The sequence below is a fragment of the Propionicimonas sp. T2.31MG-18 genome (genome assembly GCF_964266745.1).
GTDB lineage: Bacteria > Actinomycetota > Actinomycetes > Propionibacteriales > Propionibacteriaceae > Propionicimonas.
In genome coordinates this window covers 22,471-45,987 of the sequence record NZ_CAXWGX010000002.1, presented here as the reverse complement: position 1 = coordinate 45,987, position 23,517 = coordinate 22,471, and the positions used below count along the sequence as shown (strand labels likewise).

23 protein-coding genes and 1 tRNA gene are annotated in these 23,517 nt (G+C 72.0%); 15 read left to right on the top strand and 9 right to left on the bottom strand.

Translation table 11 applies throughout. The annotated features are described in order from the left end of the window. The 3 genes from ACFQQJ_RS03240 (at position 1) to ACFQQJ_RS03230 (ending at position 2,911) form a co-directional block, all read left to right on the top strand. Positions 1–837, top strand: a complete 837-nt coding sequence (locus tag ACFQQJ_RS03240) for a stage 0 sporulation family protein (protein ID WP_377104054.1) — start codon at positions 1–3, stop codon at positions 835–837. A 381-nt stretch (positions 838–1,218) separates the two neighbouring features. Further along, positions 1,219–2,769 carry an alpha/beta hydrolase gene (locus ACFQQJ_RS03235; protein WP_377104052.1) on the top strand — a complete coding sequence of 517 codons (1,551 nt, stop codon included), beginning with the start codon at positions 1,219–1,221 and terminating at the stop codon, positions 2,767–2,769. A gap of 69 nt (positions 2,770–2,838) precedes the next feature. Continuing rightward, positions 2,839–2,911, top strand: a tRNA-Thr gene (locus tag ACFQQJ_RS03230). Positions 2,912–2,922: 11 nt separating this feature from the next. Here ACFQQJ_RS03230 and ACFQQJ_RS03225 read toward each other — a convergent pair. The 4 genes from ACFQQJ_RS03225 to ACFQQJ_RS03210 form a co-directional block, all read right to left on the bottom strand. Then, a complete protein-coding gene (locus ACFQQJ_RS03225) occupies positions 2,923–3,786 on the bottom strand; it encodes an ABC transporter permease (protein WP_377104050.1) in 864 nt (287 codons plus the stop codon). After that, positions 3,773–4,711, bottom strand: a complete 939-nt coding sequence (locus ACFQQJ_RS03220; RefSeq protein WP_377104048.1) for an ABC transporter ATP-binding protein — start codon at positions 4,709–4,711, stop codon at positions 3,773–3,775. The genes ACFQQJ_RS03225 and ACFQQJ_RS03220 overlap by 14 nt, the downstream gene beginning before the upstream one ends. Then, positions 4,708–5,772: an outer membrane lipoprotein carrier protein LolA gene (locus tag ACFQQJ_RS03215; RefSeq protein ID WP_377104046.1), complete on the bottom strand. Its 1,065-nt coding sequence runs from the start codon at positions 5,770–5,772 to the stop codon at positions 4,708–4,710. The genes ACFQQJ_RS03220 and ACFQQJ_RS03215 overlap by 4 nt, the downstream gene beginning before the upstream one ends. Before the next feature lie 94 nt (positions 5,773–5,866). Then, positions 5,867–7,024 (bottom strand): ROK family protein, encoded by a 1,158-nt coding sequence (locus ACFQQJ_RS03210; RefSeq protein ID WP_377104044.1) that lies wholly within the window; start codon positions 7,022–7,024, stop codon positions 5,867–5,869. A gap of 226 nt (positions 7,025–7,250) precedes the next feature. On the opposite strand from ACFQQJ_RS03210, the gene mmsA reads away from it, so the two are divergent. The 3 genes from mmsA (at position 7,251) to ACFQQJ_RS03195 (ending at position 11,310) form a co-directional block, all read left to right on the top strand. Then, positions 7,251–8,810, top strand: coding sequence for a multiple monosaccharide ABC transporter ATP-binding protein (gene mmsA, locus ACFQQJ_RS03205; protein ID WP_377104042.1), 1,560 nt, complete (start codon positions 7,251–7,253; stop codon positions 8,808–8,810). Between the two features lie 19 nt (positions 8,811–8,829). After that, positions 8,830–10,107 (top strand): multiple monosaccharide ABC transporter permease, encoded by a 1,278-nt coding sequence (gene mmsB / locus ACFQQJ_RS03200; protein ID WP_377104040.1) that lies wholly within the window; start codon positions 8,830–8,832, stop codon positions 10,105–10,107. A 93-nt stretch (positions 10,108–10,200) separates the two neighbouring features. Beyond that, entirely contained in the window at positions 10,201–11,310 is a 1,110-nt protein-coding gene (locus tag ACFQQJ_RS03195) for a substrate-binding domain-containing protein (RefSeq protein ID WP_377104038.1), read from the top strand. 581 nt (positions 11,311–11,891) lie between these two features. On the opposite strand, the gene ACFQQJ_RS03190 is transcribed toward ACFQQJ_RS03195, so the two are convergent. Beyond that, complete coding sequence (locus tag ACFQQJ_RS03190; RefSeq protein WP_377104036.1) at positions 11,892–12,380, bottom strand: hypothetical protein; 489 nt, start codon at positions 12,378–12,380, stop codon at positions 11,892–11,894. A 136-nt stretch (positions 12,381–12,516) separates the two neighbouring features. Here ACFQQJ_RS03190 and ACFQQJ_RS03185 point away from each other — a divergent pair, with 136 nt between their 5' ends. From ACFQQJ_RS03185 to ACFQQJ_RS03170, 4 genes are all read left to right on the top strand, one after another. After that, positions 12,517–13,203, top strand: coding sequence for a response regulator transcription factor (locus tag ACFQQJ_RS03185; RefSeq protein WP_377104034.1), 687 nt, complete (start codon positions 12,517–12,519; stop codon positions 13,201–13,203). Then, on the top strand, positions 13,203–14,555 hold the full coding sequence (locus ACFQQJ_RS03180) for a sensor histidine kinase (protein ID WP_377104032.1): 1,353 nt from the start codon (positions 13,203–13,205) through the stop codon (positions 14,553–14,555). Before ACFQQJ_RS03185 ends, ACFQQJ_RS03180 begins: the two co-directional genes overlap by 1 nt. Positions 14,556–14,612: 57 nt before the next feature. Further along, positions 14,613–14,990: a thioredoxin gene (trxA, locus tag ACFQQJ_RS03175; RefSeq protein WP_377104030.1), complete on the top strand. Its 378-nt coding sequence runs from the start codon at positions 14,613–14,615 to the stop codon at positions 14,988–14,990. Between the two features lie 65 nt (positions 14,991–15,055). Then, positions 15,056–15,319, top strand: a complete 264-nt coding sequence (locus ACFQQJ_RS03170; RefSeq protein ID WP_377104028.1) for a metal-sensitive transcriptional regulator — start codon at positions 15,056–15,058, stop codon at positions 15,317–15,319. Positions 15,320–15,391: 72 nt separating this feature from the next. Here ACFQQJ_RS03170 and ACFQQJ_RS03165 read toward each other — a convergent pair whose 3' ends face one another. Both ACFQQJ_RS03165 and ACFQQJ_RS03160 read right to left on the bottom strand, forming a co-directional pair. After that, entirely contained in the window at positions 15,392–15,571 is a 180-nt protein-coding gene (locus ACFQQJ_RS03165) for a hypothetical protein (protein WP_377104026.1), read from the bottom strand. A gap of 2 nt (positions 15,572–15,573) precedes the next feature. After that, positions 15,574–17,028, bottom strand: coding sequence for an NAD(P)/FAD-dependent oxidoreductase (locus tag ACFQQJ_RS03160; RefSeq protein WP_377104024.1), 1,455 nt, complete (start codon positions 17,026–17,028; stop codon positions 15,574–15,576). A 202-nt stretch (positions 17,029–17,230) separates the two neighbouring features. Between ACFQQJ_RS03160 and ACFQQJ_RS03155 the strand changes: the two genes are divergently transcribed. Next, positions 17,231–17,785 (top strand): copper chaperone PCu(A)C, encoded by a 555-nt coding sequence (locus ACFQQJ_RS03155; protein WP_377104022.1) that lies wholly within the window; start codon positions 17,231–17,233, stop codon positions 17,783–17,785. Next, positions 17,785–19,032, top strand: a complete 1,248-nt coding sequence (locus tag ACFQQJ_RS03150; RefSeq protein ID WP_377104020.1) for a Dyp-type peroxidase — start codon at positions 17,785–17,787, stop codon at positions 19,030–19,032. The genes ACFQQJ_RS03155 and ACFQQJ_RS03150 overlap by 1 nt, the downstream gene beginning before the upstream one ends. A 1-nt stretch (position 19,033) precedes the next feature. Here the strand turns inward: ACFQQJ_RS03150 and ACFQQJ_RS03145 are convergent, their stop codons facing one another. Together ACFQQJ_RS03145 and ACFQQJ_RS03140 are read right to left on the bottom strand one after the other, a co-directional pair. After that, on the bottom strand, positions 19,034–19,540 hold the full coding sequence (locus tag ACFQQJ_RS03145) for a SixA phosphatase family protein (RefSeq protein ID WP_377104018.1): 507 nt from the start codon (positions 19,538–19,540) through the stop codon (positions 19,034–19,036). A 14-nt stretch (positions 19,541–19,554) separates the two neighbouring features. Continuing rightward, complete coding sequence (locus ACFQQJ_RS03140; RefSeq protein WP_377104016.1) at positions 19,555–20,115, bottom strand: inorganic diphosphatase; 561 nt, start codon at positions 20,113–20,115, stop codon at positions 19,555–19,557. A gap of 113 nt (positions 20,116–20,228) precedes the next feature. Here ACFQQJ_RS03140 and dacB point away from each other — a divergent pair, with 113 nt between their 5' ends. From dacB to tilS, 3 genes are read left to right on the top strand one after another with little or no spacing between them, the layout of a single operon-like run. Next, positions 20,229–21,524 (top strand): D-alanyl-D-alanine carboxypeptidase/D-alanyl-D-alanine-endopeptidase, encoded by a 1,296-nt coding sequence (dacB, locus tag ACFQQJ_RS03135; RefSeq protein WP_377104014.1) that lies wholly within the window; start codon positions 20,229–20,231, stop codon positions 21,522–21,524. A gap of 47 nt (positions 21,525–21,571) precedes the next feature. Then, a complete protein-coding gene (locus ACFQQJ_RS03130; RefSeq protein WP_377104012.1) occupies positions 21,572–22,543 on the top strand; it encodes a zinc-dependent metalloprotease in 972 nt (323 codons plus the stop codon). Further along, on the top strand, positions 22,525–23,517 hold the full coding sequence (gene tilS / locus ACFQQJ_RS03125; protein WP_377104010.1) for a tRNA lysidine(34) synthetase TilS: 993 nt from the start codon (positions 22,525–22,527) through the stop codon (positions 23,515–23,517). The genes ACFQQJ_RS03130 and tilS overlap by 19 nt, the downstream gene beginning before the upstream one ends.

Genomic DNA, 23,517 nt, shown 5'->3' with positions numbered 1-23,517 from the left:
ATGCCCCGGGTGATGGCCGTGTCGTTCGAGCCTCTGGGCCGGCTCTACTACGTCGACCCCGGTGCGGCCGACTACGCCTACGGCCAGGCAGTGGTCGTCGCCACCGGCGAGGGCGCGGAGGTCGCCCGCTGCGTGTGGGGCCCCGCGGAGGTCGAGTGGGCCGGAGCCCTGCTGGAGTGCCTCGGCCCGGCCGGGGACCAGCACCGCAAGCGGGACGCGGACAACCGCCGGCGCCGGGCGGAGATCGCCGCCGTCGCGCGGCGCCTGATCGCCCGCCACGACCTGCCCATGCGGGTGGTCGGCGTCGACTTCGTCGACCAGAGCGACCACTTCGACCAGCAGGCGGTGGTCTACTTCGAGGCGCCCGGACGCGTCGACTTCCGCGGGCTGCTCACTGACCTCGCCCGTGCGCTGCAGGCCCGCATCGACCTCCGCCAGGTCGGCACGCGTGACGCCGCGGCGATCCTGGGCGGCTTCGGGCCCTGCGGGCGCGAGTGCTGCTGCGCGGTGATGGGGCCGCCGCGTGAGTCGGTCCCGCCGCGGCTGGCACGCGAGCAGGCGCTGCCCAACAACCCGTCCCAGCTGCAGGGCACCTGCGGACGGCTGATGTGCTGCCTGACCTACGAGAACACGCTCTACGTCGACTTCAAGAAGCGGGCTCCCGGCCTGGGCACCCGCGTCGACACCGACCGGGGGCAGGGCGTGGTGGTGGCGCACAGCGTTCCCCAGGACGCGGTGGTGGTGCAGCTCGAGCAGGAGCGCCTCACGTGTCCCCTCGCCCGCGTCCACCCGCCGCGGCCCACCGGGGCGCCCGAGCCAGCGGCACCGCATCCCTGAGCACCGCCGTCCGGCCTCCCCCGCCGAGGGCCAGCCCGACCGCCCAGGGCCAGCCTTCCTCGCCGAAGGCCAGCGTTACGGCCGACGGCCAGCCCCGGTGCACGAGCCCTCGACCGGAAGGCTGGCCCTCGATGCGGGACGCACGGACCGTCCGCGACGCAGGGCCGGCTGAACGGCGACCAGCTCCGGGCCGCCGCCGACGGCGTGACGGCGTGACCGGCGTAACGCGAGTGACGGCCTGACGGCGTGACGCGAGTGGCGGCCTCACGGCGTGACGCGAGTGGCGGCGTGAGCGGCGTAACGCGAGTGGCAGCACGAGGGCAGCACGAGGGCGGCACGACGGCACGAGGGCGGCAGCGGAGGAGCAACTAGGCTGTGCGCGTGCACTCGGGCGTCCGCAGCGGTCTGGCAGCGATCGTCGCTGGGCTGACGCTGGCCGGTTGCGTCCCCGCGGCCAACCCCGATGCGGCCCAGATCCGCATCTCCTCTGTGCCCGGCCCGGCGGTCGACCGTCCGGTGCTGCCGCCCGTGGAACCCGCCGTCGAGGGCCTCGTGCCCGGCCTCGAAGGGGACGACCTGGGCGCGTACCTCGCCCAGAAGGTGTCCTGGGACGACTGCGGCGGGGGTACCGAATGCGCGGACGTGCTCGCCCCGCTCGACTACGCGAACCCCGGCCGGCGGGCGGTCACCCTGTCGATGCGGCGTGTGCCCGCGACCAGGGAGCCACGGCTGGGCACCCTGTTCGTGAACCCCGGCGGCCCCGGCGCCTCCGGCAAGGAGCTCGCCGCACGGTTCGAGCGCATCGGTCTCGAGCAGTACGACATCGTCGGGTGGGACCCGCGCGGCACGGGGGACTCGACGCCCGTGGTCTGCTACGGGCCCGCGGAGACCGATGCTCTGAACAACCTCGACTCCTCGCCCGACGACGCAGCGGAGCGGGCGGCGCTGATCCGCGGCTACTACGCGTTCGGAGCGTCCTGCTGGGAGCACAGCGGGGAACTGCTGGAGCACATCTCCACGACCGAGACGGTCCGCGACCTCGACCTGCTGCGGCAGCTGGTGGGGGACGCGAAGCTGCACTACCTGGGCTACTCGTACGGGACGCAGATCGGCGCGACCTACGCGGAGTTGTTCGGCCCGAACACCGGCCGGCTGGTGCTGGACGCCGCGGTCGACATCACCGACGACAGCGAGGTGATCCAGGCGATGGGCTTCGACCTGGCCCTCGGCAACTACGCGCAGTGGTGCGCGCAGCGCAGCTGCGTGCTGGGCGACACGAAGCAGGACGTGCTGGACGCCGTCACCGGCCTGCTCGACCGGCTGGACGGCGGCGCGCTGCCGGTCGGCCAGAGGGCGCTCACCCAGAGCCTCGCGGTGACCGGCGTGGCCGCGATGCTGTACGGCGGGACGCAGGCGTGGCCCACCCTCACCGCGATGGTCGCCGCGGCCGACAACGGCAGCGGCCAGCCGCTGCTGGCGGCCGCGGACTCCCTGAACGACCGGAACGGCAAGGGCGCCTACGGCACGATGTTCTACGCCTTCCCTGCGATCGGTTGCCTCGACACCGATCAGGACAAGGGCATCCTCGACGCGGACGCCACCTGGGCGAAGGACCAGCAGAAGGCCCCCATCTTCGGCCGCTACTTCGGCCCGGACTACCACTGCGCGCTCTGGCCGGTGCGCCCGGCTGCGCCCCTGACGATCCGTGGCGCCGCGGCGGCGCCGCTGCTGGTGATCGGCGGGACGGGCGACAACGCGACGCCCTACCAGCAGGCGGTCGACATGGCCGAACAGCTCGAGTCGGGCGTGCTGGTCACGTACGAGGGCGAGGGCCACGGGTCCTACGGCGGCAAGTCGTCATGCGTGGACGAGATCGTCATCGACTACCTGGTGGAGGGCACCATGCCCGCGGACGGCGTCCGTTGCCGGTGAGCGGCGGGCCCGAGTGAGTACCGGGCGCCCGGACCCCCTATAGTTGTGCCTCGGCCGGTCGACGGCCGCGCCGCCTTAGCTCAGTCGGTAGAGCGACGCTCTCGTAAAGCGTAGGTCTGGGGTTCGATTCCCCAAGGCGGCTCCGATGCCGGATCAGCTGGTGATGTCCTTGCTCCGGAACCTCAGCCAGGCCGCGCAGAAGAAGACTGCGGCGTAGGCCGCGTCCACCCAGAGCCCGCTGAGGATCCGGTCGGGGAAGACCGGATCCCGCAACAGGTCGACGAAGGCGGGCCAGCGGTCGACGAGCAGCCAGGGGTGCAGCCAGTCGAGCTGGGGGACGGCGTCCAGGATCCACAGCACCGTGCTCGCCATCGCCGTCGCCACGGTGGCCGCGATCGGCTGCTCGGTGAGCGTGGAGATGAACAACCCGATCATGCCCAGCGCGGCGAGGCCCGCGGCGACGTACAGGGTCGCCAGCAGCAGCCGCACCAGGCCGTCGGCGACGCTGATCCGGCTGCCGGAGAGGGTCACCAGCGGACCGGCGCCGAACAGCGCCGTCCCCACCAGCACCCCGGTGACCGCCACCAGCGCGGCCCCGGTGACTGCCCCGACGGCGAGGGACGCCGCCTTCACGCCGAGCAGCCGCAGCCGTCCGACGGGTGCGGCCAGCAGGTAGCGCAGCGTCCCGAGGTTGGCCTCACCGGCGATCGCGTCCCCGGCCAGCACGGACACCGCCAGCGGCAGGAACAGGGCGATCTCGATGGTGAGGCCGGCGAAGCCGAGGTACACGCCGTTGCCCGCCACGGCAGACATGAGGTCGCCGCCCCGCTCTCCCGGGTGGCGCAATGAGGACGCCTTCAGCGCCACTCCGAGCATCACCACCAGCCCGGCGAGGACCGCCAGGCCGATCTGGTTGCGGCGCCTCCCGAAGACCAGCCCGAGCTCGGACGCGAAAAGGCGCGCCCACGCCCCGCGCCGGCGCGGACGGATCGTCGCGCCCGCCTCAGCCACTGACATCGAAGCCCTCCCCGGTGAGTTCGACGAACGCCTCCTCCAGCGTCGGGCGCACCGGCGCGAACGAGCGGACGGCGACGCCGTCGCCCACCAGCTCCGCCACGATCCGGGACGGTTCCAGCTCGCCGAGGCTGCCGACGATGCCGTCCACGCCCTCGACGGCGTCGCCGACCCCCAGGCGCTTGAGCACGAGGTGGGCCGCCGCGGTGTCGGCGGTCTGCAGCCGGAACCGGCGGGCCCGCAGCCCGCCGAGCTCGTCCATCCGTCCCTGCGCCACCAGCCGGCCCTCGCGCATCACGCCGACGTGGTCGCACAGCTGCTCGACCTCGGAGAGCAGGTGGCTGGAGACGAAGATCGTCCGGCCCTCCGCGGCGAGGTCCGCGACGAGGTGGCGCACCTCGCGGGTGCCCTGCGGGTCGAGGCCGTTGGTGGGCTCGTCGAGCACCAGCAGGTCGCGGGGCTGGAGCAGCGCCGCGGCGATCGCCAGGCGCTGGCGCATGCCGAGGGAGTAGGCGCGATAGCGCTTGTTGGCGGCGGCGATCAGGCCCACGCGGTCGAGCGCCGCGCCCACCCGGGAACGTGCGGTGGCGGCGTCACTGGTGGCGTCCGCCGCGTCCACGCGCAGCAGGTTCGCCAGGCCGGAGAGGTACGGGTGGAAGGCCGGGCCCTCGACGAGGGCGCCGACCCTGGGCAGGACGGCGGCCGCGGCGGCCGGCATCGGTTCGCCCAGCAGCGCGCACGTCCCCGCGTCCGGACGCACCATGCCCAGCAGCATCCGGATCGTGGTGGTCTTGCCCGAGCCGTTGGGCCCGATGAAGCCGTAGCAGGAGCCGCGGGGGACGTCGAGGGCGAGCTCGGCCACGACCTGCTGGCGGCCGAACCGCTTGGCCAGCCCCGTGGACGAGATGGCGGGCGAGTCGGGGCTCACCTCTTCGCCAGCGCGGCGTACACCCGGTCCGGGGTGACGGCCCCGGCGGCCACCCGGCCGTCGTCGGTGATCACCACGGTGAGCAGGGTCGTGCTCACCAGCCGGCCGCGTCCCCAGCTGCCCGACACCTCGGGCAGGGACTCCAGCACGGTGGACGTGGCCTTGTCCGGGGCGCCAGCGACGGTGGTCACCGCGACGGCCGTCCAGCCGGACCCGACGACGGTGGGCTTCTTCTCCTGCCCTGCTGTCGGGGTGCCGGCGGGCCGCTCGGGAGCGGTCAGTTCCGTGACCTCCGCGCCCGGCGGTGGGGTGAAGGCGAAGATCGAGGCGTCCGGGCGGGTGTACTCCACCGACGTGGCCGCCACGCTCACCGCGTCGCTGCCGTCGTCCGCGATCACCCGCAGCCCGAGCGGCACGAAGGTCTCCGCGTCGACGGACAGCCGCACCTGGCCGACCAGGCTGGCGTCGTCGGTGGGGCTGAGCACGAGCTGGTACACCGCGCGTCCCGCGACGTAGCCGGTTCCCGAGGTCGCAATGTCGGTGCTGGGTCCGATCGCGTCGAGGAAGCGTTGCACGGCCTCGCTGGGCGAGACCGGCGTGGCCGAGGGCGCCGGCTTCTCGCCCGGGCTGATGGTGGCGTGGCCGGCGCGCTGCTTCTCGCTCGACCACGTCCACAGCTGGTCGCCGTTGCGGATCACGGCGGTCTCCGTGGCGCCGTCGACGAGTGCGACCTTCGCGCGGTCCGGCCCGTCGAGCCAGACCCGGGCGGTGTGGTCGCCGGTGAGCATCGCCAGTGCCGACTGCACGGCGTCGCCGTCCGGCAGGGAGCCGGTGGGCAGCGCGGGCAGGCCGAGGTCGCTGCGCTGCTCGAAGGTGGCCGACAGGGCGTCGACCTTCGCCGTGGCGACCTTCGTCAGCAGCTCGGACGGGGTCAGCGGCGGAAGGACGGGATCCGCGACGGCCCCGCGGGCGAGGAAGCCGGTGATCCCGGCCACCGCCAGCACTCCCGCGAGGAGCATCCACAGGGTCCGGCGTCCGGACGCGGCACGCGTTGTGCTCATGCCCCCATCATGCCCCTTCGGGGCAACCCCGGCGGTGTTGTGGACGGCGTGCGCGGACCCGTCGGGGAGGCGTCCCCGACGGCGCCGGAGACCGTCAGGCGCGGGCGTGGATGCCGGCCAGCTGGGCGGCCCCGACGATCTCGGCGCGACGCCCCAGGCCCGCCGGCATGACCTGCACCGCGCCGGAGGTGGCCGGCTGGGCGAAACGGTTGACCGAGGCGCGGACGCCGTCGATCAGCGGCTTGCCCGAGGAACCCAGCTCGCCGCCGATGATCAGGGCCGTCGGGTTGAACAGGTCGCACAGCCCGGCGAGGACGGCGCCGAGCGAGCGACCCGCCTCGTTGAGGATGCGGGCCGAGATCGGGTCGTCGAGGGTGGCCAGGTCGATCGTCTCCGGATCGAGGTGGGGATGGGTGTGGCTGAGCTGTTCGCGGACGGACGGCACGGAGATGACGGCCTCGAGGCAACCCCGGTTGCCGCAGCGACACAGCTCGGGGCGCCCGGCGATGATGATGTGGCCGATCTCTCCGGCGAACCCCGACCCGCCCTGGTAGAGCTGTCCGTTCACGACCAGGCCTGCGCCGATCCCGTGGGACGCCTTGATGTAGAGGAAGTCGCGGTGCCCGCGTCCGGCCCCCCGGTGCAGCTCGCCGAGAGCGCCGACGCTCGCGTCGTTGCCCACGACGGCGGGCACGCCCAGTCGCCGCTCGAGCTCCTGCACCGGGAACATGCCGGCCCAGTTGGACAGCGTCGTGGTCGAGCACACCAGGCCGGTGGCGTCCTCGATCGGGCCGGGGACGCCGGCGGCGACGCACGACAGCGACGTGACGCCGTTGCGGGCGCACAGTTCTTCCAGGAGCCGGACGGACTCGTCCAGGCCGCGGGTGGGGGAGAGGTCGACGTTCACGGGGATCGTGATCTGGTCGACCAGGGCGCCGGTGTCGTCGCCCAGCCCGACGGTGAGGTGGCGGTGGCCGAAGTCGATCGCGCCGGTGCGGGTACCGGTCGGCACGGCGTTCAGGATCGAGCCGGGACGCCCGCTGCCCGATCCCCGTCCCTTCGCCACGAGGGCCGACTCGGAGATCCGTCCCTCGGTCAGCAGCCGGGCCACCGCATGGCCCACGGTGCTGCTGGGGAGGCCGGTGAGCTCGACAAGCGCCGAGCGGGTGAGGTCGCGGTGGTCGCGGATGAGGGCAAAGACCTCATCCCGGGTTCGATCCCGCAGGGAGGTGCGGCCCGTCGACGGCGACATAGGGGGAGCATAGGCCCCGTCGTCGTGCGATTCAACGCCTCTGGGGCGCTGATTCGACCGATCATGGAATGAAAACGATTCGATAACGAGGCGGAAACGACCGTTGACAGGGATAAAGAGGGTTCATAGTCTGCGGAAAGAGCGGTTCATTCCACGAGAGTGGGCCCTCCGTCCGAACAGCGTCGTCGACCGGTGGTGCAGTCCGCCACCAGAACCGGAGGAACCGTTGGCCAACGAGTCCGACCTGATCCTGGAGATGCGGGAAATCTCCAAGGAGTTCCCCGGCGTCAAGGCCCTCGACGGCGTCTCGCTGAGGGTCCACAGGGGTGAGATCCACGCCATCTGTGGCGAGAACGGTGCCGGCAAGTCGACCCTGATGAAGGTCCTCTCCGGCGTCCACCCGCACGGCACCTACACCGGCGAGATCTTCTACAACGGGCATCTCGCCACCTTCAACAACATCCGCAGCAGCGAGCACGCGGGCATCGTGATCATCCACCAGGAGCTCGCGCTGATCCCGGAGCTGTCGATCACCGAGAACATCTTCCTCGGCAACGAGGTCCGTGGCCGCTTCGGGGTCGACTGGGTCGCGGCGCGCCAGCGCGCGCGCGAGCTGATGGAGCGGGTTGGGCTCCAGGACGACCCCGACACCCAGATCAAGAGCATCGGTGTCGGCAAGCAGCAGCTGGTCGAGATCGCCAAGGCCATCAGCAAGGACGTGAAGCTGCTGATCCTCGACGAGCCCACGGCCGCGCTCAACGAGACCGACTCGGCCCACCTGCTCGACCTGATCCGCGAGTTCAAGAGCCACGGCATGACCTGCATCATGATCAGCCACAAGCTGAACGAGATCGCCGCCATCGCCGACTCGATCACGATCATCCGCGACGGCCGGAGCGTCGAGACCATCGACGTGCCGCCGGGGGAGCGGGTCGACGAGGACCGCATCATCCGGGGCATGGTGGGCCGCGAGCTCACGTCCCGCTACCCCGAGCACACCTCGCACGCCGGTGAGGTCATGTTCGAGGTCAAGGACTGGACGATCCGGCACCCGGAGGTCACCGAGCGGCTGGTCTGCAAGGGCTCGAACTTCTTCCTCCGGCGCGGCGAGATCGTCGGCTTCGCCGGCCTGATGGGTGCTGGACGCACCGAGCTGGCCCGCTCGCTCTTCGGTCGCTCCTACGGCACCTACGTCAAGGGCCAGATCTTCCTCGACGGCAAGGAGATCTCGCCGAAGACCGTCGAGCAGGCCATCGAGCTGGGCCTGGCCTACGTCACCGAGGACCGCAAGGTGCTCGGGCTGAACCTCCTGGACGACATCCGCACCACCGTGGTGTCTGCGGAGCTGCACCAGATCTCGCCGAACGGGGTGGTCGACCGCAACGCCGAGTTCATGGCCGCGGAGAAGTACCGCAAGGAACTGCGGATCAAGACGCCGAACGTCAACGAGGGCGTCGTGAAGCTCTCCGGCGGGAACCAGCAGAAGGTCGTCGTGGCGAAGTGGCTGTTCACCGAGCCCGAGGTGCTGATCCTCGACGAGCCCACCCGCGGCATCGACGTGGGGGCCAAGTACGAGATGTACGGGATCATGAACGCCCTCGCCGACCAGGGCAAGGCGATCATGATGATCTCCTCCGAGCTGCCCGAACTGCTGGGCACGTGCGACCGCATCTACACGGTCAGCCAGGGTGCCATCACCGGGTGCCTGGACGTGGCCGAGGCCACCCAGGAGGACCTGATGCGGCTGATGACCCTCATCCCGAACACCACCAAGAGCGCAGCCTGAGCTGCGGGGAGAGACAACGATGGAAGCTCTGAAGAAACTGTTCGGTGGCAGCCTGCGCCAGTTCGGCATGCTGTTCGTCCTGGTCGCGCTGGCGATCTTCTTCCACCTCATGACCGGCGGCCTGGTCATCACGCCGACCAACCTCATGAACCTCATCAACGGCAACAGCTACGTGCTGGTGCTGGCCATCGGCATGGTCATGGTCATCGTCATCGGCCACATCGACCTGGCCGTCGGCTCCGTGGCGGCCTTCGTCGGCATCGTCGTGGCGATCGCCATGCGCGACTGGGGCATCCCGTGGTGGGCCGGCGTCCTGCTAGGCCTCGCCATCGGTGCGCTGTGTGGCGCCTGGCAGGGCTTCTGGGTGGCCTACATGGGCATCCCCGGCTTCATCGTGACCCTGGCCGGCTACATGTTCTTCCGCGGCGCCAACCAGTTCATCGGCAAGTCGCTGACCGTGCCGGTGCCCAAGGACTTCCAGTACCTGGGCGCGGGCTACCTGCCGGAGTGGGGCCCGAACACCGGCATGAACAACTCCACGCTGCTGCTGGGCCTGATCACGATCGCCGTCCTGGTGTGGATGCAGCTGCGGAACCGCCGTGCGCTGATCAAGGTGAACGCCGAGGTCCCGCCGTTCTGGGTGACCATCGTCCGGATCGCGCTGCTGGCCGTCGTGGTCGGCTGGCTGACCTGGATGTTCGGCTCCGGCCGTCCGGGCACCTCCTTCCCCGTCCCCGGCCTGATCCTGGCCGCGCTGGTGATCCTCTACACGTTCGTCACCCAGCGCACCGTCACCGGTCGCCACATCTACGCCGTCGGTGGCAACCGCCTCGCGGCGGAGCTCTCCGGCGTCAACACCCGGCGCACGTACTTCCTGGTCATGCTGAACATGTCCGTGCTGGCGGCGTTCGCCGGCATCATGTTCGTCGGCCGCTCCACCGCGTCCGGCCCGTTCGACGGCGTGGGCTGGGAGCTGGACGCGATCGCCGCCGTGTTCATCGGTGGCGCGGCGGTCTCCGGCGGCGTGGGCACGGTGATCGGGTCGATCATCGGTGGCCTGGTGATGGCCGTGCTCAACAACGGCCTGCAGCTGATGAGCGCCGGTTCCGACGTCACCCAGATGATCAAGGGCCTGGTCCTGCTGGCCGCCGTCGCGCTCGACGTGTGGCAGAAGCGCCAGGGCAAGGCGTCCATCACCGGGATGTTCGCCCGCAACAAGGAGGCCGCGACCACCACGCCGGCCGAGGCCGGCCTGCTCGAGGAGCAGGCGGGCGCCAACCCGACCGAGATGCGCTGAGCTGACGGTCACGCAAGACTTCCCGGCCACGCAGGGGTGGCCGGGTGGAACCGGGAGAGCCAAGTCGGCTGCCGGAAGAAGAAAGAGGTAGGGATGAAGAAGTTCGCTAAGGCTGCGGTTGTGCTCGCGGCCGCGGGCGCTTTGGCTCTGACCGGCTGTGGCGGGGGTCGCACCGAGACCCCGGCCGCCAGTGGCAGTGCATCGGGTGCAGCAGCCGGGTTCGCCAAGGACGCCGTCATCGGCGTGGCGATGCCGCAGAAGACCTCCGAGAACTGGGTCCTCGCGGAGAAGCTGTTCAACGACGGCCTCACCGCTGCCGGGTTCAAGGGCACGGTGCAGTTCGCCAACGGCGGCGTGACCGAGCAGCAGAACCAGATCACCGCGATGATCGAGAAGGGCGCGAAGGTCCTGATCGTGGGCGCCATCGACGGCTCCCAGCTGGGCACCCAGCTCGCCGCGGCGAAGCAGGCCGGCATCACCGTGATCGCCTACGACCGCCTGCTCACCAACACCCCGGACGTCGACTACTACGTCGCGTTCGACAACTACAAGGTCGGCGTGCTCCAGGGCACCGCGCTGCTCGATGGCCTCAAGGCTCGCAAGGGCGACAAGACCAAGTGGAACGTCGAACTGATGGCCGGCTCGCCGGACGACAACAACGCCAAGGTCTTCTTCGAGGGCGCCATGAGCGTCCTCCAGCCGAAGATCGACGACGGCACGCTGACCGTCCTGTCGAAGCAGACCAGCTTCGAGCAGGTCGTCACCCAGGGCTGGAAGGCCGAGAACGCGCAGAAGCGCTTCGACACCGTGCTCTCCGGCTTCTACCAGAAGGCCGACCTCGACGGCATCCTCTCCCCGAACGACACCCTGGCCCGCGCGGCCATGGCTTCGGTGGACGCCGCCGGCAAGCCGCTGCCCGTCGTGACCGGCCAGGACTCCGAGGTGGAGTCGGTCAAGTCGATCATGGCCGGCAAGCAGTACTCGACCATCTTCAAGGACACCAACCTCCTCGTCGCCCAGTCCATCAAGATGGTCCAGGCGCTGCAGGCCGGTGGCACCCCTGAGGTCAACGACACCAAGTCCTACGACAACGGTGTCAAGGTCGTCCCGTCCTACCTGATCGCCCCGGTGATCGTGACCAAGGACAACGCTGCTGAGGTCTACGCCAACGACGCCACCCTCGGTCCGCTGACCAAGGGCTGATCGTCCCGCACGCACGGTGCCGGGTCCCTTCGGGGGCCCGGCACCTGCCGTTTCCGGACTCCGTCGCCCGGCGTCCGTGGGTCGGGCGCAGCTCCCGCCGTCGTCGGCGAGCCCGCACCGCCGAGCGCCCGCCTCCGACGTCGAGGGCCCGCCTCCCCCGCCGACGGCCGGCCTCCGGCGTCGAGGGCCAGCCTCTGGTGTCGAGGGCCAGCCTCTCGTGTCGAAGGCCAGCCTTGATGCCGAGGGCCAGTGCACCGGTGCTGGCCGTCGGCCGTAACGCTGGCCCTGGGGCGTGACGGACCGGGCGGCGACGGCCGACGCACGCAGGTCGTGGACGGCGGCGGCTCGTCCGTCGGATGGAGGCCCTGATTCGCCGATACGGATCATTCGCATCGAGGGCCAGCCTTGACGCCGAGGGCCAGTGCACCGGTGCTGGCCCTCGGCCGTAGCGCTGGCCCTCGGCGGGTAAGGCTGGCCCTCGGCCGTAACGCTGGCCTTCAGCGGGGAAGGCTGGCCTTCGGCGGGGAAGGCTGGCCCTCGGCGGGGCGGGCGCGCGGCGACAGGGCGGGACGCGGGCCGCCTCAGCGGGCGACGCCGCACGCGGCGGCGGCGTCCACCAGGGACTGCTTCAGGGCGGCGCGCTGGGCGTCGGTGAGGCGTCCGAATGGACGGGTGAGCTCCGTGCCGGCGAGGCACCGCTGCTGTTCGACGCTCAGGGACGCCCAGCCGAAGCCCAGGCGGTCGCGCCCGGCGAGCTTGTCGGGAAGCTCGACCCCACATTCCTTCAGCGCGGCGCGCACCTGGCCGGCGAGCTCGGTGCGCTGGGCATCGCTCAGCGCACCCTTGGGACGCTGGAGTCCCGCGTCGGCGAGGCACCGGCGCTGGTCAACGGTCAGGGCACGGTAGAACCAGGCCACGCCCGCGCCCCGGGCCGCCGCCGTCCCCACGGCCGTGGACGCGGTGGGCGACGGTGTCGGCGTGGACGGGTCCGCTGCGGCCTGGCCGGCGTACAGGACGCCTCCGGCGACCACGACGGCGGCTCCCGCGACGATGGACCGGACGAACCTCATGACTTCCCCTCCCGGTGTGCTCTCGTGACGAGACTGGCGGGCCGGGCTGGAGGCGGCGTCAAGGAAAGCTGGAGATCTGCTGGAAGCCGGTGCGGGTCGGCTCGTCCGCGGTGGCGGTTGCTGGCATCTTGTACCCGTGGAGACAGCCGGCCCTCGCGTGCTCGTGGTCGACGACGAGGAGAACATCTCGTTCCTCGTCGGCGCAGCGCTGCGGCTCCAGGGCTGCACGGTGGAGTCCGCCGCCACCGGAGCGGCGGCGCTGGCCGCGGCCGCCACGCTCGACCCGCAGGTCGTCGTGCTCGACATCCAGCTGCCCGACCTCGACGGCTACGAGGTGCTGCGCCGGCTGCGCGCCGCGGGCAGCCAGGCGGCGGTGATCTTCCTGACCGCGCGCGGGACGACGTCCGACCGCGTGCGCGGGCTGACCTCCGGCGGCGACGACTACGTGGTGAAGCCCTTCGCGCTGGAAGAGCTGGTCGCGCGTGTCCAGGTGGCGCTGCGACGCCGCGGCGGCCAGCCGGAGCCGTCCCGCTGGCAGGTGGCCGACCTGGTGCTCGACGCCGACGCGCACCGCGTCTGGAGGGGCGGGCGCGAGCTCACGCTGTCCGCCACCGAGTTCAAGCTGCTCGCCTGCCTGATGGCCAACGCCGGACGCGTGGTGACCCGCGGCCAGATCCTCGACCAGGTCTGGCAGTACGACTTCGGTGGCGAGTCGGCGATCATCGAGTCCTTCATCTCCAGCCTGCGCAAGAAGGTGGACGCCCAGGAGCCGCGGCTGATCCACACGGTGCGCGGCATCGGGTACGCCGTCCGGGAGTCGTGATGACCCTGCGCCGCCGGCTCGTCGTGGCGATCAGCACGCTGCTGGTCGTCGTCGCGCTGGCTTTCGCCGGCGTGGCCCTCGTGCAGCGGTCGTACCTCGTCTCGCAGGTGGACGAGCGCCTCCGCGTCCTCTCGGCGAACACGAAGGCGCTGGTCGCGGTCTCGACCCGGGCGGAGGCAGGGACGGGCGCCGCAGCCGACCTGCTCACCGACGTCTACGTCGGCATCCACAAGCTGAACGGGACGCTGAACACCGTGCTCGCCCCCGACGCGGAGCCCGGCCTGGTGCCGGTGCTGCTGGGCAACGAGCGGGACGCCGGCCCGGTGACCCGTGCCACGACCGGGGGGTCGGGCGAGCGGGTCCGGCTGGTCGAGGCGCCGCTGGCCCAGCGGACGGTGGTCGTCGCGCTGTCGATGGGCGGGGTGGAGGCGGCCTCGCGCCGGCTGGTCATCGCCCTGGCGCTGGCGTGGCTCGCGGTGGCGGCGATCACCCTGCTCGTGAGCTACTGGGTGGACCGGCTGGGGCTGCGCCCGATCGCCCGGCTGACCGCGGCGGCAGAGCACGTCACCGCCACCGGTGGACGCGACCCCGTCCTTGTCGAGACCGACCACCCGGCGACGGAGGCGGGACGGCTGGGGGCGGCCTTCAACGCGATGGTCACCACCACGTCCGCCGGCCAGGAGCAGCTGCGCCGCTTCGTCGCCGACGCCAGCCACGAGCTGCGGACGCCGTTGACGACCCTGCGGGGCTACTCCTCGCTCTACGCCCAGGGCGGCCTAGTCGGCGAGGATCAGGTGGCGGACGCGATGCGCCGGATCAACGCGGAGGCCGGTCGCATGGGACGGATCGTCGACGACCTGCTGGACCTGACGGCGCTGAGCGACGGCGCAGCGCTGGACCTGCGTCCGCTCGAACTGGGGGAGGTACTGGAGGACCTGGCCGCCGACCTGCGGGTGCGTGAGCCGGGACGCCGGGTGACCGTCCAGCGGTCGGGGGCCACCGGCGTGCTGGCCGACTCCGACCGTCTTCGCCAGGCGCTCACCGCCCTGGTGGCCAACGCGGTCAAGTACTCCGACGACGGCACGCCCGTCACCCTCTCGGCCGAGCAGCGGGGACCCGTGGTCCGCGTCCTGGTTGCCGATCGGGGTCGCGGCATCCCGCCCCAGGAGCTGCCCCGGGTGTTCGACCGCTTCTACCGGGTGCGGGACACCGGTGAGCGTGGGTCCGGCCTGGGCCTGGCCATCGTGGCGGCCATCGTGACCGCGCACCGGGGGCGCTACGGTGTGGACTCCGTCCCCGGTCAGGGCTCGACGTTCTGGATCGAGCTTCCGGGTCGTCCCGCACGGCCCTGACCGGCGGGCGACGCAGCGTTCGTGATACCCTAGGGGGTATACAGAGAAGGAGTTCGCATGGCCACCACCACCCTGACCGCCGCCAACTTCGAGCAGACCGTGTCGGACAACGACATCGTGCTCGTCGATTTCTGGGCCGCCTGGTGCGGACCGTGCCGGATGTTCGCGCCGGTGTTCGAGGCGGCCTCGGAGCAGCACCCCGACCTGGTGTTCGGCAAGGTCGACACGGAGGCGGAGCGTGAGCTCGCCGGTGCCGCCCGGATCATGTCCATCCCGACCCTGATGGTGTTCCGCGAGGGCATCCTCGTCTACGCCCAGCCCGGCGCGATGCCCGCGCCCGCGCTGGAGGAGCTGATCGGCGCCGTCCGCGCCGCAGACATGGACGCCGTTCGCGCCGAATTGGCCGAACAGCAGGCGGCGGAGACGACCGCATGAGCCCCTCGGCCCATACTCCGGCCGGTATGATCGCTCTCATCCGCCAGACCGAAGGGGCCGCAAGCATGCAACTCGACACCGACGAGCTCAGCGGAGTGCTCAAGCGGCTGAAGCGGGCGCAGGGACAGATCGGCGGCATCATCCGCATGATCGAGGACGGACGCGACTGCGCCGACATCGTCACCCAGCTCGCCGCGGTCTCCAAGGCCCTCGACCGGGCCGGCTTCGCCGTCATCGCGGCGGGCCTGCGCCAGTGCATCACCGAATCCGGCCCCGAGGGCGGCGTCGACACCGCCTCCCTGGAGAAGCTCTTCCTCTCGCTGGCCTGAACGGCCCGCACCCGACGCGACACGAGGCTGCCACCCGCACGGGTGGCAGCCTCGTTCGTCGTCCGGACGGGCCTAGTGGTGGCCCTTGATCACCATCCGCATGATCCGGGAGTTGAACGCCAGGAACCGGGTGAACTGGAACGGCAGGTTGCGCCGCATGTCCAGGGTCTTCTTCGTCGGCAGGGGGGCACCGGAGAGGTCGACCACGGGGTCGCCGCCGCCGGTGGGCTCGTGCATGGTCAGGTGTGTCATGGTCACTCCGGAATCAGCTGCCAGCCCGGACGGGCCTTGGCCTTGTAGAGGAAGAGGTAGTGGAGCATCAGCTTCACCCAGTGGCCGTGCAGGCCGAGCTCGCCGCGGGTCTCCCGCTCGTCGCGTCCGGTGGTGAAGCGCTGGTAGTCGGGCACGACCGGCAGCATGGTCATCGCCGCCGCGGAACCCTTCGTGAGGCCGGTGCCGGCCGACGCGACGCACGCCGCGCCCATCCGCGCCATGGAGGCGGTGTGTGCCGGGGCGCCGGGGCCGTTCTTGATGCGGTCGGCGATGGTCATGGCGACGGTCTTGCCCATCACGCCCGACGGCATGCCCGTGCGGGGCGGGGAGGGCGCGATCATCGTCCCGTTCGCCGACTTCCTGGGCCGCGAGATCTGGTGGGGAGGAGCGAACGCGATCCCGACCGCCCAGACGTTGTCGTAGCCCGGCGCGGCGTAGGTGGTGGGCCAGTCCTCCGCGCGCCACTCCTCGTAGGGCTTGGCGGTGTAGTCGGCGTCCACCTTCATGAAGCCGGACGGGGCGAAGATCTCGGCGGTGATGTCGTTGTCGTCGGCGTCGAACGCCTTCAGCGGCACGCCGCCGAACGGCGGAATGAGCATCGCGAAGTCGAAGCCGAGCGTGTGCGTGGTGCCGTCGAGCGTCTCGTAGTGGATCAGCCCGTCCTCGACCCTGGACACGTGCGCCCCGAGGATCGCCTCGACGTTGCGCTCGCGGAACAGGGAGCCCGTCCACAGCTCGCTCGTGGTCTGGAAGCCCTGCTGGTCGAACACCATGCCGTCGACGCCGAAGTCGCCCAGGGCCGCCTCGTTGGTCAGGTAGACCACCCGGGCGAGGTCACGGACGCCGGCCTCGCGCAGTTCGTGGTCGACGTTGAACACGTACTCGAACGCCGCGCCCTCACAGGTGCAGGTGCCGTGCCCCATGCCGATCACCAGGGTCTGCGGGGTGCCGGTCTTCAGCACCGCGATCACCTCGCGCAGCTTCTCGTTGGCCTCGACGGCGTGGTCGGCCGTGCACACCGACTGGGTGTAGCCGCCGGGACCCATGCCCTCGGTGGCCTCGAACCGCAGCTTCGGGCCGGTCGCGTTGATCAGGTAGTCGTAGCGGATCCGCTGGGTCGTCCCCGCCTTGTCCGGCGAGGTGAACTCGATGTCGACCGCGCCGCGGGAGTCGTCCCGGTCGCCCTTCGGCCGGATCGCGACCGCCTTCGCCTGGTGGAAGCCGATGCCCTTCCTCGCGTACACCGGGGCGAGTGGGAACACCACGTCGGACTTGCCCATCTCGCCCACGCCCACCCAGATGTTGGACGGGATCCAGTTCCACTGGGAGTTCGGCGACACCACGGTGACGGTGTGCTGCCTGCCCAACAGGCGACGGAGGTGCAGTGCGGCGGTATGGCCTGACACCCCCGCTCCCAGAATGACGACCTCTGCCATTACCACTCCTTCTGCCGGCAGCTCCGCCGACGACCGAAGCATACCCTAGGGGGTATCCTGTCCGTGCGTCGAGACGAGCCCGCCTCCGTTCCTCCCACGCTAGTGGCGACCGGCGTCGCGCGCCGGGGGTTCGGTGGACTCGTCGTTGGGCACGCACGGCGGGAGTCGGCAAGAATGACCGCACAGAGATGAGGGAGATGTGATGCGAAGGCTGATCACCGGCGTGGCGGTCCTGGTCGCCCTCGCGGGCGCCACCGGCTGCGCGAGTTCCACCCCGGGGGCACCGGCGCCGATGGGGTCGGCGGCCGGGACGGCGTCCGCGGGAGCCACGTCCATGCTCATCGTCGAGAGCCCGTGGGTGCGCACCACCACCGGCGCCAAGGACGCGAGCATGACCGGAGCCTTCATGACCATCGTCAACTCCGGCGAGACGGACGTGAAGCTGGTCGGCGCCGACTACGCGGACGCCGGCATGGTGCAGGTGCACGAGATGGTGATGAAGGACGGCGCCATGGTGATGCAGGAGGCGAAGGACGGCGCGGTCGTCCCCGCCGGCAGCCACCTCCACCTCGCCCCGGGCGGCTACCACGTGATGCTGATGATGCTGAAGAAGGAGCTGGCGGTCGGCGACGAGGTGAACCTCACCCTGCACTTCTCCGACGGCAGCTCGCTGCCGGTCACCGCGCCGGTGAAGGAGTTCGTCGAGGAGGAGGACCACTACCACTCCCCGATGCCGAGCATGAGCCCGTCGGCCTGATGCCGGACGAGCCGGGCGTGCCGCCGGCCGGGGACGGGATGGAGCCCGGCCTCGGCCGCCGACGGCTGTTCGGCTACGCCGGAGCGGCCGGTGCCGGGGCGCTGGCCGGCGGCCTCGCCGGTGCCGCCCTCGCGCGTGCGGGCGCCCCTGCGTCCGCGCCGGTCGAGACGGTCGTCGGCAGGGACTACTCACCGCACGAGGTGCACCAGGCCGGGATCGTCACCCCCACCCCCGCGGTCACCCGCCTGCTGGCGTTCAGCCTGCACGACCTGGCCGTGGAGCCCCTGGTGAAGCTGCTCAAGCTGTGGAGCGGCGACATCCAGTCCGCCATGGCCGGCACGCCGGTGCCGGGCGATCCCACGCCCGAGCTGGCCCGCTCAGGGGTCTCGCTGAGCGTCACGGTGGGGCTGGGGCCGCGCGTGTTCACCCTGCCGGGCCTGCTGCGGCGGCGTCCCGACGGCTTCGTCGAGATCCCGGCGATGCGTCACGACCGGCTCCAGGACCGCTGGAACGGCGGCGACGTGCTCGCGATCGTGGCCGCGGACGACGCCACCACCGTGGACTACGTCGCCCGTCGCCTCACCCGCGACGCGGCCACCTTCGCACGCCCGGCCTGGGTGCAGGAGGGCTCCTGGCGGGGCACGGACGCCAGCGGGGCGCCGGTGACGGGGCGCAACCTCTTCGGCCAGCTCGACGGGACCGGCAACCCCACCGGCCCCGACCTCGACGCCGCGGTGTGGGCCGACGACCCCCTGCCGTGGTTCGCCGGGGGCACCTGCCTGGTCGTGCGCCGCATCGAGATGGACCTCGACTTCTGGGACCGGACCACCCGCGACCGCCAGGAGAAGGTGATCGGACGGCGGCTGGACACCGGCGCCCCGCTCACCGGGACCCTCGAGACCGACGCGCTCGACCTGGGTGCGACGGACGCCGCCGGCGCGCCGGTGATCGCCCTCGACGCGCACGCGCGCCGCTCGCACCCGCTGGAGAACAACGGCCGCCGGATCCTGCGCCGCGGCCTGAACTACACCCTCACCGAGGCCTCCGGGGACGGCCCCGCGACCTCCGCGGGTCTGGTGTTCCTCGCCTTCTGCGCCAACATCGCCCAGCAGTTCGTGCCCATCCAGAACCGGCTGGATGCCGGCGACGCCCTCAACGACTGGACGCACGCCGTCGGCTCGGCGGTGTTCGCGATCCCTGGCGGGTTCGGCAAGGGCGACTGGATCGCGCGCGGGCTCTTCGAGTAGCTCAGGGGTGGCGGGCGGTGAACAGCCGGGCCTCCGCCAGCGCCGACCAGCCGCCGAAGAACTCCAGCCCGACCAGCGTGGCCGGGGGGAAGTTGTACCGGATCATCGACAACGCCTCACCGCTGGAGTGCCGGCGGTCGGCGAGGCTGCTGGCAAGGGCCGGGATGCCGGGCGCGTGGCCGACCACCAGGACCGTCAGTACCCGGTCCTCCACCCCGGACAGTTCGGCGAGGAGCTGGCGGGTGCCGGCGTTGTACAGCCGGTCGAGGTAGCGGATCGGGGCGCGCAGGTTCAGCAGCTCCGTGGTCTGGCGGGCCCTGGTGGCGGACGAGCTGAGCACGAGCTCGACCCGTTGCGGGCCGAGCACCTCACCGACCTCGCGCGCCTGCGTCCGTCCTTTCGGGCTGAGCTCCCGGGAGACGTCCCGGGCGTCCAGGCCGTGGTTGGCGGCGTCCGCGTGGCGCAGCAGGTACAGCCGGTGTGCCTTCGGTTCGCCGCGGGTGGCCATCGAGATCGCCGGGCTCAGTCCCTGGTGAACTCGTTCTCGTAGGAGGTTCCTCGGGCGCGCTCCCAACTGGAGCGGATCTCCATCTCGGCCTCGGCGCGGCCGACCCAGACCGCACCCTCGACGGACTTGCCGGGTTCGAGGTCCTTGTAGACGGAGAAGAAGTGCTCGATCTCGAGCAGGGCGAGGTTGGCCAGGTCGGTGAGTTCCTTGAGGTTCTGCTGGCGCTGGTCGGCGACCGGGATGCACAGCACCTTGTCGTCGCCGCCCATCTCGTCCTTCATGCGGAACATGCCGATCGCGCGGCATTCGATGAGGGCGCCGGGGAAAGTGGCCTCGGGAACCAGCACCATGGCGTCCAGCGGGTCGCCGTCCTGGCCGAGGGTTCCCTCGATGAAGCCGTAGTCGTTCGGGTACTGGGTCGAGGTGAACAGCGTCCGGTCCAGCCGGATGCGGCCGGTGTGGTGGTCCATCTCGTACTTGTTCTTGGTGCCCTTCGGGATCTCGATCGTGACGTCGAAGTGGAGGCTCGGCTGAATCTTGGGGCGTGCAAAGCTGGGGCGTTCCGTCGGAGTCATCTGAGCCTCTCTGTCATGATGGGTTCTCGATGTGTGAGCCGAGCCTATCGCTAGCCGGGGCCCCGACAAGGGTGGGGTCACCCCGGCGACGTCCCGGACGGGCCGGTCCCGGCGTGATCGCCGCCGCTGTGTGCGCCGTCCTCCTCGTCGGCTGCACCCCCGCCTCCGCCGGTCCTGCGCAGGGCCCGGCCGTCGTCCGGCCCACCGCCCCGGACGCCTCCCCGGCGTCCGCGACGCCGGCCCCCGTCCCCGATCCGGAGAAGCTCGCCGCCCGGCTGGCGAAGGTCTCACGGACCGGCATCGCCCGGAGCGGGATCGCCGTCCTGGCAGATGACGGCGCCGTGCTCGCCGACCGTGGCGCCGACCGTCCCCTGGCCCCGGCCTCGACGCTGAAGCTGCTGACCACCCTCGCCGCCGTGGACACCCTCGGCGCCGACCACACCTTCACCACGAGCGTGGTCAGCCCGTCAAAGGGACGGATCGTGCTGGTCGGGGGCGGCGACCCGCTGCTCACGGACAAGACCTCCACCTCGGCCACCAAGCCCGCCTCGCTCCAGACGCTCGCCGTGCACACGGCGGAGGCGCTGGCGGCGTCCGGGGTGACGAAGGTGCGCCTGGGCTACGACGACACGCTGTTCTCCGGCCCCGACTTCAACCCGGCGTGGAAGTCGCGCTGGCGCGGCTACCTGTCCCGGGTGACCCCGCTGATGGTGGGGGAGGGCCGCTTCGACCAGTGGCGCTCCGACCCGCAGCCGGCCCGCACCGCGGCCACCGCCTTCGCGAAGCGGCTGCAGAAGCAGGGCATCCGGGTCACCGTCGTCGGGCCGCAGGAGGCTCCCGACGGGGCGGCAACGGTGGCGTCGGTGTCCTCGGCGCCGCTGTCGGCCGTCATCGCGCGCACCCTGCGGCTCAGCGACAACGCCGCGGCGGAGGTCCTCGCGCGCCACGTGGCCCTCGCCACCGGCCGGACGCCGAGCTTCGCCGGCGCCACCGCCGCGATCACGGCCTGGCTGAAGGACCACGACCTGTGGGACGACGGCATGGTGCTGCGCGACGGCAGCGGCCTGTCCGACCGCTCGCGCGTGACGCCGTCCGTGCTGGCCCGGGCCCTCCTGCTCGCCGTGCACACGCCGGAGCTCCGCGCCGTGGCCGACGGGCTCCCGGTGGCCGGAGAGAACGGGACGCTGAAGGACCGGTTCGACGACAGCTCGGAGGCGATCGCCCGGGGCAACGTCCGCGCGAAGACCGGGACGCTGGTCGGTGTGGCCAGCCTGGCCGGCTACCTGACCACGGCGGACGGCGCCCGGCTGGTCTTCGCCGCGATGGCCAACGGGACCGCGGGGCAGAACACCGCCTACAACTGGCTCGACCGCTCCGCCGCCGCGCTCGTGCGCTGCGGCTGCCGCTGACCCCGCGCGTCCTCCTGCGGCTCCCGGCCGCGCCGTAGGGTGGAGCCATGGAGCACCTGCCCGTCGTCGACTGGCCCTTCGCAGCGAGCACCGGCAGGGCGCTCGTCCATCCGGGGCCGGACGCCGGCCCGTCCGAGATCGCCGGCCTGGTCGCCGACCTGCGGGACGCCGCGTCCCGGGCGACCGGCCACATCGCGGAGGTGACCCGCCTGGATCGTCCCGCGCCGGCGGAGGTGCTCGTGGTCGACCGGGCCAGCTGGGTCACGGCGGTGTGCGGCTCGGCGAGTGCCATGCTGGCCGGAGTCGGCGCCCACGAGCCCGACTCGGCGGTGGCCCGCGTCCGCGCCCGTGCCCTGGGCGCCCAGGCCGGTGGCGTGTTCGCCCTCGTCGCGGCGCGCATCCTCGGCCAGTTCGACCCGTTCTCCGACCCGTCTCGGCTGCTGCTCGTCGCCCCCAACGTCCTGCTGGTCGAGCGCGAGCTCGGCGCGGTCCCGTCCGACTTCCGGCTGTGGGTGTGCCTGCACGAGGAGACCCACCGATTCCAGTTCGGGCACGCCCCGTGGCTGCGCGGCCACCTGCTCGGCCTGTTCGCCGAGCTCCTCGAGGGTGACGAGCTGCGGTTCGGCTGGCCGGAGGCCGGACGCCCGACGAGCGTGCGTGACCTCATCGCCAACCCCGCGCAGCGGGAGGCCTTCGATCAGGTGACGGCGGTCATGTCGCTGATGGAGGGCCACGCCGACGTGATGATGGACCGCGTCGGCACGGCGGTCGTGCCGAGCTACCCGGCGATCCGCAGGGCCTTCGAGTCGCGCCGTGACCAGAAGGGGTGGGGCAGCTGGGTGCGCCGGCTCCTCGGGTTCGACCTCAAGCGCGAGCAGTACCGCGACGGTGCGGGGTTCTGCCGCCAGGTGATCGACGCCGCCGGCGTCGAGACCCTCAACCGGGCGTTCGAGGCGCCCGGACTGCTGCCGACGCTCCACGAGGTGCACGACCCGCAGCTGTGGCTGCACCGGATCTGATGGCCCGCCGGGCGCTCGGACCCGCGACCCTCGAGGTGGTGCGGGCGGTCGAGGCCGCCCTCACCGGCCCGGCCCTCGTCGCCTGCTCCGGCGGACCCGACTCGCTGGCGCTGGCCGCGGCGGCCGCCGTGGTGGCGCGGCGCACGGGCGTCGTCGTGCGCGCGGCCGTGGTCGACCACGGCCTCCAGCCGGGCTCGGACGCGGTGGCCACGCTGGTCGCCGAGCGGCTGGCCGGGCTGGGACTGCCGGCCCTGGTGCTCACGGTCGAGGTGGACGCCTCCGGCGAGGGTCCGGAGGCCGCAGCGCGCCAGGCCCGCTACGCGGCGCTGGAGGAGGCCGCCGGTGGTGACGACCTGCTGCTGGGCCACACTCTCGACGACCAGGCGGAGACCGTCCTTCTGGGGCTGGCCCGGGGGTCGGGCGCACGGTCGCTCGCCGGGATGCCGGCGCGCCGCGGGCGCGTCGTCCGTCCGCTGCTCGGGGTGCGCGCCGAGACCACCCGGAGGGCCTGCGCGGAACTGGGCCTCGAGCCGTGGCTCGACCCGCACAACGCGGACGACCGCTTCACGCGGGTGAGGGTCCGCGCGCGCGTGCTGCCCCTGCTCGAGGCCGAGCTCGGGCCGGGCATCGCCGAGGCGCTCGCCCGCTCCGCCACGCTCGTCCGCGCCGACGCCGACCTCCTGGACGCCCTCGCCGCCGCCGAACGGGCGTCCCACCCGGAGCCGGAACCGGCCTGCGACTGGCTGGCGTCGCTGCCGCCCGCGCTGCGGGGACGCGTCCTGCGGGACTGGCTGCGCGAGGCCGGCGCCGCCGACGTGACGGCGGGTCACGTCGCGGCCGTGGACGCGCTGGTCACCGCCTGGCACGGCCAGCGCGGGGCGGACGTGCCCGGGCTGCGGGTGCGGCGCGTCGACGGCCGGCTGCGGGTTTCACCGCCGGGGCCGGGGCGACCGCCGGCTTCGTCACGGGGGTAA

Bases quoted from the DNA above. Each gene is read 5' to 3' on its own strand.
- ACFQQJ_RS03240 (WP_377104054.1), top strand. From the start codon at position 1: ATGCCCCGGGTGATGGCCGTGTCGTTCGAGCCTCTGGGCCGGCTCTAC.
- ACFQQJ_RS03225 (WP_377104050.1), bottom strand. From the start codon at position 3,786: ATGTCAGTGGCTGAGGCGGGCGCGACGATCCGTCCGCGCCGGCGCGGG.
- ACFQQJ_RS03215 (WP_377104046.1), bottom strand. From the start codon at position 5,772: ATGAGCACAACGCGTGCCGCGTCCGGACGCCGGACCCTGTGGATGCTC.
- ACFQQJ_RS03210 (WP_377104044.1), bottom strand. From the start codon at position 7,024: ATGTCGCCGTCGACGGGCCGCACCTCCCTGCGGGATCGAACCCGGGAT.
- mmsB (WP_377104040.1), top strand. From the start codon at position 8,830: ATGGAAGCTCTGAAGAAACTGTTCGGTGGCAGCCTGCGCCAGTTCGGC.
- ACFQQJ_RS03195 (WP_377104038.1), top strand. From the start codon at position 10,201: ATGAAGAAGTTCGCTAAGGCTGCGGTTGTGCTCGCGGCCGCGGGCGCT.
- ACFQQJ_RS03190 (WP_377104036.1), bottom strand. From the start codon at position 12,380: ATGAGGTTCGTCCGGTCCATCGTCGCGGGAGCCGCCGTCGTGGTCGCC.
- ACFQQJ_RS03180 (WP_377104032.1), top strand. From the start codon at position 13,203: ATGACCCTGCGCCGCCGGCTCGTCGTGGCGATCAGCACGCTGCTGGTC.
- trxA (WP_377104030.1), top strand. From the start codon at position 14,613: ATGGCCACCACCACCCTGACCGCCGCCAACTTCGAGCAGACCGTGTCG.
- ACFQQJ_RS03170 (WP_377104028.1), top strand. From the start codon at position 15,056: ATGCAACTCGACACCGACGAGCTCAGCGGAGTGCTCAAGCGGCTGAAG.
- ACFQQJ_RS03165 (WP_377104026.1), bottom strand. From the start codon at position 15,571: ATGACACACCTGACCATGCACGAGCCCACCGGCGGCGGCGACCCCGTG.
- ACFQQJ_RS03160 (WP_377104024.1), bottom strand. From the start codon at position 17,028: ATGGCAGAGGTCGTCATTCTGGGAGCGGGGGTGTCAGGCCATACCGCC.
- ACFQQJ_RS03155 (WP_377104022.1), top strand. From the start codon at position 17,231: ATGCGAAGGCTGATCACCGGCGTGGCGGTCCTGGTCGCCCTCGCGGGC.
- ACFQQJ_RS03150 (WP_377104020.1), top strand. From the start codon at position 17,785: ATGCCGGACGAGCCGGGCGTGCCGCCGGCCGGGGACGGGATGGAGCCC.
- ACFQQJ_RS03145 (WP_377104018.1), bottom strand. From the start codon at position 19,540: ATGGCCACCCGCGGCGAACCGAAGGCACACCGGCTGTACCTGCTGCGC.
- ACFQQJ_RS03140 (WP_377104016.1), bottom strand. From the start codon at position 20,115: ATGACTCCGACGGAACGCCCCAGCTTTGCACGCCCCAAGATTCAGCCG.
- ACFQQJ_RS03130 (WP_377104012.1), top strand. From the start codon at position 21,572: ATGGAGCACCTGCCCGTCGTCGACTGGCCCTTCGCAGCGAGCACCGGC.